This window comes from Pseudoalteromonas sp. SANK 73390 (assembly GCF_054966645.1).
The window spans coordinates 1-521 of sequence record NZ_ARPN01000129.1 but is presented as its reverse complement, the minus strand read 5'-3'; the positions used below and the strand labels follow the sequence as shown (position 1 = coordinate 521).

Genomic DNA, 521 nt, shown 5'->3' with positions numbered 1-521 from the left:
GCCAATATTTCCTGTGCTGACAAGTTGTAACTGAGCATCTAAAACCAGCGTACTAACATTGTGTAGTGTAGTACCAATATGAATAGTGTTAGACTTTAACTCACCAATGGTCGCGCATACTGAAGCCTCTGATGGGCCATAAGCATTGAAAAATCGGTAATGCTGACGCCATAGTTCAACGGTTTCAAAATCGCACGATTCACCTGCAACAACTAAACATTGTAATGACAAGTCAGGTCGGTATTGTACGGTTTTAAGTAATGCTGGCGGTAAAGTAGCGTGGGTGACACGCTGTGCATGGATAAAATCAAATAGCAGCTGTGCATTCATCCTCGTATTTTGATCTGCAATACACAATGTGGCTCCTGGCATAAATGCCATTAAACACTCCCATGTTGCAGCATCAAAGCTGATTGATGCAAAATGCAACACTTTACTATTGCTATCTGTCTCAAAATAATGATGTTGATTGAATGCCAAGTTAACAGCACCTTGGTGAGGCAACATCACACCTTTAGGTT

Annotated in this window: 1 protein-coding gene; it reads right to left on the bottom strand. The window is 41.3% G+C overall.

Annotation, left to right across the window (positions count from 1 at the left end; translation table 11 throughout):
* The coding region (locus SANK73390_RS18145; protein ID WP_462767817.1) for an AMP-binding protein at window positions 1-521 on the bottom strand (521 nt) is incomplete at both ends.